This is a genomic window from Micrococcus sp. KRD012, from assembly GCF_017168555.1.
Lineage (GTDB): Bacteria > Actinomycetota > Actinomycetes > Actinomycetales > Micrococcaceae > Micrococcus > Micrococcus luteus.
On sequence record NZ_JABFBB010000022.1, the window covers coordinates 66,415 to 73,950 of the forward strand.

Annotated in this window: 4 protein-coding genes; 2 read left to right on the plus strand and 2 right to left on the minus strand. The window is 74.2% G+C overall.

The window, feature by feature from the left end:
- Nucleotides 1–51: 51 nt before the first annotated feature.
- Nucleotides 52–468 carry a PaaI family thioesterase gene (locus J1M37_RS09610; protein ID WP_020624995.1) on the minus strand — a complete coding sequence of 139 codons (417 nt, stop codon included), beginning with the start codon at nt 466–468 and terminating at the stop codon, nt 52–54.
- A 215-nt stretch (nt 469–683) separates the two neighbouring features.
- On the opposite strand from J1M37_RS09610, the gene J1M37_RS09615 reads away from it, so the two are divergent.
- The gene (locus tag J1M37_RS09615) at nt 684–4,274 is read left to right on the plus strand and encodes a TM0106 family RecB-like putative nuclease (RefSeq protein WP_206452511.1); all 3,591 of its coding nucleotides are present in this window, start codon (nt 684–686) and stop codon (nt 4,272–4,274) included.
- 1 nt (nt 4,275) lies between these two features.
- Here J1M37_RS09615 and J1M37_RS09620 read toward each other — a convergent pair whose 3' ends face one another.
- Nucleotides 4,276–5,856: an AMP-binding protein gene (locus tag J1M37_RS09620; protein WP_206452512.1), complete on the minus strand. Its 1,581-nt coding sequence runs from the start codon at nt 5,854–5,856 to the stop codon at nt 4,276–4,278.
- A 184-nt stretch (nt 5,857–6,040) separates the two neighbouring features.
- On the opposite strand from J1M37_RS09620, the gene purB reads away from it, so the two are divergent.
- The gene (gene purB, locus J1M37_RS09625; RefSeq protein WP_206452513.1) at nt 6,041–7,480 is read left to right on the plus strand and encodes an adenylosuccinate lyase; all 1,440 of its coding nucleotides are present in this window, start codon (nt 6,041–6,043) and stop codon (nt 7,478–7,480) included.
- Nucleotides 7,481–7,536 lie beyond the last annotated feature (56 nt).

Below are 7,536 nucleotides of genomic sequence, written 5' to 3' on the forward strand. Positions count from 1 at the left end.
CTCCCGCACCATCCCCGCCCCCGGACGCTGACCGGCGGGTGCGCCCGCCGGTCAGCGTCCGGGGGCGGGGATGGTGCGGGAGCGGCCGCGGAAGGCGGCCACCGGGGTGCCGTCGTCGGTGGTGACGGTGATGTCATAGACGGCCGAGCGGCCGGCGGCGGCGACCAGGCGGCCCTCCGCGACGAGGGTCTGCCCGGCGCGGGTGGCCGCGAGGAAGTTGACGTCCACGCCGGAGGCCACGGTGAGGGTGGAGCCGTCCGAGGCGGGGTCGTTGCAGGTCAGCGCGAAGCACGTGTCCGCGAACGCGAAGACGGCGCCGCCGTGGGCCAGGCCGAAGCCGTTGTGCTGGTCCTCGGTGAGCGTCATCCGGATGCGCGCGTGGTCCTTCTCGGCGGCCTCGAGGGTGACGCCGAGCCACCGTGCCACGCGGTCCTCCGCGAGCATGGGGTGGTGGGCGGTCTCGGTCATGGGCGGGCCTCCCTGCCGGCACGGGCGCGCCGGCGCGGCGGCGCAGAGAATTACTGAACGATCATTAGGTAACTCCCTGGATGTGACCCACGTCAAGTCCGGTCCGGTGTGTGACGCGAGCCGCCCCCTGTCGCCCCGCCGCCGGGGCGAGGCGCACCGGGATCCTGTGCGCGGCCCCGCCTATCGTGTCCGCGGCTCCTGTCTAGGGTGACCGCATGGTGACCTTCGCGCCGGACCGCGCCTCCTTCATGCTCAGCCCCTCGGACATCACCGCCGCCGCGACGTGCACGTACGGGTGGCTGCGCGGGACGGTGGACCCCGCGCTCGGGCGCGCCCCGCGGATCGGCGTGGCGGACGCGTTCCTCGAGCGGGTCTCCCGCCTCGGGGACGAGCACGAGTCCCGCGTGCTCGCGCGACTCGAGGCGGAGCAGGGCGCAGACCAGGTGGTCCGGCTCACCCGCCCGGAGCGCTACACGCCCGAGGGCGTGCGGGCCGCCCGCGAGCGCACCGCGGCGGCGTTGGCCGCGCGTCCCGCCGTCGTGTTCCAGGGGATGCTGCACGACGGCGCGTTCGGCGGCCTGGCCGACTTTCTCGTGCTCCGCACGGACGAGGAGCACCCCGAGGGTGCGTACGAGGTGGTGGACACGAAGCTGGCCCGGCATGCGCGGGTGACGGCGCTGCTGCAGATCGCCGCGTACGCGGACCTGCTGGACGGCATGGGCGTGCCGCGGGCGCGGCAGGGCAGCCTGTGGCTCGGGGACGGTTCCCGGCACGTCGCGGACCTGGACGAGGTGATCCCGGTGTACCGGCACCAGCGCGCCCGGCTGGAGGCGCTGCTGCAGGATCATGTGGCCGCCGGGGAGCCCGCCCGCTGGGGTGACGACCGCCTGAGCGTCTGCGGCGCATGCGAGGCGTGCGAGGAGGCCGTCGCCGAGCACCGGGACGTGCTGCTCACGGCGGGGGCCACGCGATTGCAGCGCACCCGGCTGCGCGAGGCCGGCATCATGACCATCGAGCAGCTCGCGGCGTCCGTCGCACCGCCGGAGGGCATGGCCCGCCGCACGTGGGAGGCACTGCGGGAACAGGCGGCGATCCAGCTGGAGCCGGCCGGGGCGGACGGGCTGCCGCCGCATCGGATCGTGGACCCGCGGGCCGTGGCGGGGCTGCCCGTGCCGGACGCCGGAGACGTCTTCTTCGACTTCGAGGGGGACCCGCTGTGGGTCTCCGCGGACGGGAGCATGGAGGGCCTCGAGTATCTGTGGGGCTGGGTCGAGGCGCCGGGCGGGGACACCGCGCGCACCGCCTCGGCCGACTTCCGGTTCACGGGCCTGTGGGCGGACACCCGTGCCGCCGAGCGGGCGGCGCTCGAGCGGTTCGTGGCGTTCGTGGAGGCGCGGCGCGCGGCCCACCCGGGGATGCGGATCTACCACTACGCCGCGTACGAGGTCACCGCGCTGAAGCGCCTGACCGTGCGCCACGGCGTGGGCGAGCGCGAGCTGGACGACTGGCTGCGCGCGGGGCTGTTCGTGGACCTCTACTCCACGGTCCGCGCCGCCCTGCGGGCCGGTGTGCCGAGCTACTCCATCAAGAAGCTGGAGCCCCTCTACATGGGGGTGGAGCACCGGGCGGAGGACGGCGTCACGACGGCGGCGGACAGCGTCACCGAGTACCACCGGTACGTCGCCGCGCTGGAGGCCGGAGACACCGAGGTCGCGCGGGCGATCCGCGCCGACATCGAGGACTACAACCGGTACGACTGCGTCTCCACGGCGCGGCTGCGGGACTGGCTGCTGGAGCAGGTGGGGCGCACCGCCGAGCACGGCGCCACGGCACCCCGGCCCGACGACGATGAGCACCTCGTCGAGCCCGCCCCCGCCTTGGAGGGCGAGGACGCGCGCCTGGAGGCGGACCTCCTGGGCCTCCTGCCCACCGCGGACGACGCGGACGCCGTCCTGGACGACGAGCAGCGCGGCGTGGCCCTGCTCGCCGCCGGGCTGGGCTTCTACCAGCGCGAGGACAAACCCGTGTGGTGGGCCTTCTTCGACCGCGGCATCTCCCCGCCGGATGAGTGGCAGGACGCCCGCGCCAACGTCGTGGCGGACCGCGTGGACGTGGCCGAGGACTGGCACCGACCCAAGGGCGCTCGGACCTTCCAGCGGGTGCTGCGGATGACCGGCACCCTGGAGCCGGGGAGCTCGCTGCAGCCCGGAGCCGAGGCCATCACGGTGTACGAGGACGTCCCGGCGGACCGCCGCGACCTCCTCCAACCCAACGCGGTGCGCTGGGTCGGTGCCAAGGCCGTCGTGGAGGACGTCGAGGACCGCCCGGACGGCAGCTCCGTGGTGCTGCTGCGGGAGAAGATCCCCACGCAGGACGTGGAGCAGCATTCGGAGCTGCCCATGGCGGCGTTCGCCCACACGGTGGTGAACACGGACAAGCTCAAGGAGCGCCTGCGCGAGCGCGCCCGGACCGCGGTGCAGGCCGGCGGTCTGCCGGGATCGGGAGGCGACGCCGCCGCCCCGTCCACGGCCGCCTTCGACATCCTGGCGCGCCGCCCCCCGGCGACCGCCGGCCGCCCCCTGGCGGCCATCTCCACCGAGCTGCGCGAGGGCGACTCCGCGCCCGCTCCCGCCCGCCAGGGCTGGGAGGCGCTCGTGGAGGCGCTCGAGTCCGCGCGGGGCTCCTACGTCGCCGTCCAGGGCCCTCCCGGGACGGGCAAGACCCACGTGGGGAGCCACGCCGTGAAGGCCCTGCTCGAACGCGGGTGGAGCGTGGGCGTCACGGCCCAGTCCCACGCCGTGGTGGAGAACTTCCTGGGCAAGCTCGTGTCCATCGGGGTGCCGAAGAAACAGGTGCTCAAGGCGGAGAAGCGCGGCAAGGACGCGCCCGAGCGCCCCTGGGCCACGGTGTCGGACGCCAAGCCGTACATCGGCCTCCCCGGCCACGTCGTCGGCGGCACCGCCTGGACCTTCGCGCACGAGGACGTGCAGGAGTTCGACCTCCTGGTGATCGACGAGGCCGGGCAATTCTCCCTGGCGCACACCCTCGCCGCGGCGGCCATGGCCCGCACTGTGCTCCTGCTCGGCGACCCCCAGCAGCTGCCGCAGGTCACCAAGGGGACCCACCCCCAGCCGATTGGCGAGGCCGCGCTGAGCTGGCTGGCCGCCGACGAGCCGGTGCTGCGCGCAGACCGCGGCTTCTTCCTGGACACCTCCTGGCGTATGCACTCCGCGCTGACGGAGGCCGTCTCCACGCTCTCCTACGCCGGCGAGCTCGGCGCGAAGGAGGACGTCACGGACGCCCGCCGGCTCGACGGCGTGGAGCCCGGGCTGCACCCGTGGCCGGTCTCCCACACGGGCAACGCGGTGTCCTCGCCGGAGGAGGCCGCGGCCGTCGTCGAGATCGTCCGGTCACTGCTCGGCCGCACCTGGTCCACCGGCCCGGACGACCCCGGCCGGCCGCTCGAGCCGTCCGACGTGATCGTGGTGGCCCCGTACAACGCGCAGGTCGCCACGGTCCGGGAGGCGCTCGACGCCGCCGGTCTCGAGGGCACCACCGTCGGCACCGTGGACAAGTTCCAGGGCCGGGAGGCCGCCGTCGCGATCCTGACGATGGCGGCGTCCTCACCGCAGGAGGTGCCGCGCGGGCTGGACTTCCTCCTGAACCGTAACCGGCTCAACGTGTCGATCTCGCGCGGGCAGTGGGCCGCCTACCTCGTCCACTCCCCCGCCCTCGCGGACGCGCTGCCCACCCGCCCCGAGGACCTGCCGATGATCGGCGCGTTCCTGCGGCTCGTGCACCGTTGAGTCAGCCGGCGGCGCCCTGGCGCAGCAGGAACCGCTGCAGCTTGCCGGAGGGGGTCTTGGGCAGCCGGTCCACGAAGTGCACCCGGCGCGGGTAGGCGTGCTTGGAGTACTCGTCGCGGACCTTGGCCTGCAGCTCGGCCGCCAGGGCGTCCGGGTCCGCGACGGCCCCGGCGGGCACCACGAACGCCACGACCTCCTCGCCCCGCACCCCCTCCGGGTCCGGCAGGCCGACGACGGCGACCTCCTGCACCCGCGGGTGGTCGATGAGCACGGACTCCACGTCGAACGGGCCGATCCGGTAGCCGGCGGCGAGGATCACGTCGTCGTCCCGGGAGGAGAAGAAGAACCAGCCGTCGTCGTCCTGCCGGGCGGTGTCCCCGGTCAGGTACCAGCGCCCGTCCGGGGTGAAACGCTCCGCGGTCTTCTCCGGCTCCCCGAGGTAGCCGGGGAACCAGAACAGGGGCGAGGCCGCGTCGATCGCGATCTGCCCGTCCCGGATCTCGGCGGCGATCCCCGGCAGGGGCACACCCATCGAACCCGGGCGGGGCGGCGCGGCCAGCTCGGGGTGCGCGAGGGTGCAGATGACCATGCCCAGCTCGGTCTGGCCGTAGTGGTCGCGGATCTCCGTGCCGAGGGCCGTCCGGCCCCACTCGAGCACGGACGGCGGCAGCGGCTCCCCCGCCGTGGACACGCGCCGCAGCCGCAGCGGGGCGTCCTCGGTGACCTCCCCGGCCTTGGCCAGCGCGCGGAACATCGTGGGGGCGCCGGCGAGGTTCGTGATGCCCTGCGAGCGGATCACCTCGACCATGGTCGCCGGGGAGAAGGCGCCGCGGTACTGCACCGAGGTCGCCCCGAGCACCAGCGTGCCGACGATCCCGTAGTACAGCCCGTACGCCCAGCCGTGGTCGGCCGCGTTCCAGAACAGGTCCTCGGGGCGCAGGTCCACCGCGCACGTGAGGTAGACGGCGAACGCGGCGGCCGCGCGCAGCGGCACGGGCACCCCCTTGGGGCGGCCGGTGGTGCCGGAGGTGAACAGCAGGGCGATCGGCCCGTCCCCGCCGACGGCGACGTCCTCGGCCAGCGGCGCGGAGTCCGCGAGCGCGTCCCACTCCGGGCCGGTGCGGATGATCTCGATGCCGGGGATGTCCGTGAGCTTCTCGGCCTGACGGGGTTCGGCGACGACGAGCCGCGCCGCCGCGCCCTCGATGCGCATCCGTGCGGCGCCCTCTGCGAACGCGGTGAACAGCGGCACGTGCACGGCGCCGAGCCGCCAGAGGGCCAGCAGCGTGATGACGAGCTCCTCCCGTTTGGACATCATCACGGGGACCCGGTCGCCGCGCGTGACGCCGCGGGCGGCGAGACCGGTGGCGAGGCGGCGGGAGCGGTCGGCCAGCTCGCCGAAGGTGAGGTCGACGGCGGACATGTCCTCCGCCACGAACCGGAACGCCACGGCGTCGGCCGGCCATCGGTCGCAGAGCAGGTGGGCGGTGCAGGCGTCCGGGGTCTCGACGTCGGCGACCCACCCGGCCATCAGCCGGTCGATCGTCCCGGCCTCGTGGGCCTGCCCGGTCCGTTCCGTCATCTCGGTCTCCTCATCCCTCTCGGCACGCCGACGCCGGGCGACGGCGACGTCAGCCACGGTAGGTCCACCGCGCCCCGGGCCACCGGGCGCGTCCGCATGTTGCACCCGCCACCCCGTCGCGGTCGAGGACGGACCCGGTCGTCGCCTGCGTCGGGCGTCCGCGGCGCCTGCCAGAATGGGGGCCATGACCTCGCAGCCCGCGCCCGCGTCCACCGCCCACCGCCGTTCCCTCGCCGAGGCCGGCATCGCCCTCGGCCCCCTGGACGGCCGCTACCGCGCGGCGGTGGAGCCGCTCGTGGAGCACCTGTCCGAGGCGGCGCTGAACCGCAACCGCATCCACGTGGAGGTCGAGTGGTTCATCCACCTGGCCGAGCAGCGCGTGCTGCCGGGTCTCGAGCCGCTCACGGCCGAGCAGCAGGCGGGCCTGCGGGCGATCGTCACGGACTTCGACGCGGAGTCCGTGGCCGAGCTGGCGGCCACCGAGAAGGTCACGGTGCACGACGTGAAGGCCGTCGAGTACTTCATCGCCGACCGCCTCGAGGGGCTGGGCCTGGGCCGGCTGAAGCCGCTCGTGCACTTCGCGTGCACCTCCGAGGACATCAACAACCTCGCCTACGCGGTGGGCGTGCGCGACGCCGTCGAGCAGGTCTGGCTGCCGGCTGCCCGCGCCGCCGTGGCCACCGTCTCCGCGATGGCCGCCGAGGCCGCCGAGACCCCCATGCTCTCCCGCACGCACGGCCAGCCGGCCACGCCCACCACGCTGGGCAAGGAGATGGCCGTGTTCGTGCACCGTCTGACCCGTCAGACCCGGCGCATCGCCGGCCAGGAGTACCTGGGCAAGATCAACGGCGCCACCGGCACCTACGCCGCCCACCTCGCCGCCGCCCCGGACGCGGACTGGCCGGCCCTGTCCCGGTCCTTCGTGGAGCACCTCGGCCTCACCTGGAACCCGCTGACCACCCAGATCGAGTCCCACGACTGGCAGGCGGAGCTGTACGCCGACGTCGCGCGCTTCAACCGGATCCTCCACGGCTTCTGCGTGGACGTGTGGAGCTACATCTCCATCGGCTACTTCGCGCAGATCCCCGTGGCCGGCGCGACCGGCTCCTCCACCATGCCGCACAAGGTGAACCCGATCCGCTTCGAGAACGCGGAGGCCAACCTCGAGCTCTCCTGCGCCCTGCTCGACTCGCTGGGCGCCACCCTCGTGGAGTCCCGCTGGCAGCGCGACCTCACGGACTCGACGTCGCAGCGCAACATCGGCGTGGCCCTCGGCCACTCGGTGCTCGCCCTGACCAACGTCACCAAGGGCATGGGCCAGCTCCAGGTGGCCGAGCCCGTGCTGGCCGAGGACCTCGACACGAACTGGGAGGTCCTCGGCGAGGCGATCCAGACCGTCATGCGCGCCGAAGCGATCGCCGGCGTGCCGGGCATGGACAACCCCTACGAGCGCCTCAAGGAGCTGACCCGCGGCCACCGCGTGGACGCCGCCCGCATGCGCGAGTTCGTGCAGGGCCTGGGCCTGTCCGAGGGCGCCGAGGCCCGCCTGCTGGAGCTGACCCCGGCCGGGTACACCGGCGTGGCGGCGGAGCTGGCCAAGGAGTTCGGACCAGCGCAGGGCTGACCCGGGGCCGCCTGACCGGGGACGATGGGCCGGTGGCTTTCCCACCCCTCCCCGTG

Coding starts and splice junctions, on each gene's coding strand:
- J1M37_RS09610 (WP_020624995.1), bottom strand. CDS start 468: ATGACCGAGACCGCCCACCACCCCATGCTCGCGGAGGACCGCGTGGCA.
- purB (WP_206452513.1), top strand. CDS start 6,041: ATGACCTCGCAGCCCGCGCCCGCGTCCACCGCCCACCGCCGTTCCCTC.
- J1M37_RS09620 (WP_206452512.1), bottom strand. CDS start 5,856: ATGACGGAACGGACCGGGCAGGCCCACGAGGCCGGGACGATCGACCGG.
- J1M37_RS09615 (WP_206452511.1), top strand. CDS start 684: ATGGTGACCTTCGCGCCGGACCGCGCCTCCTTCATGCTCAGCCCCTCG.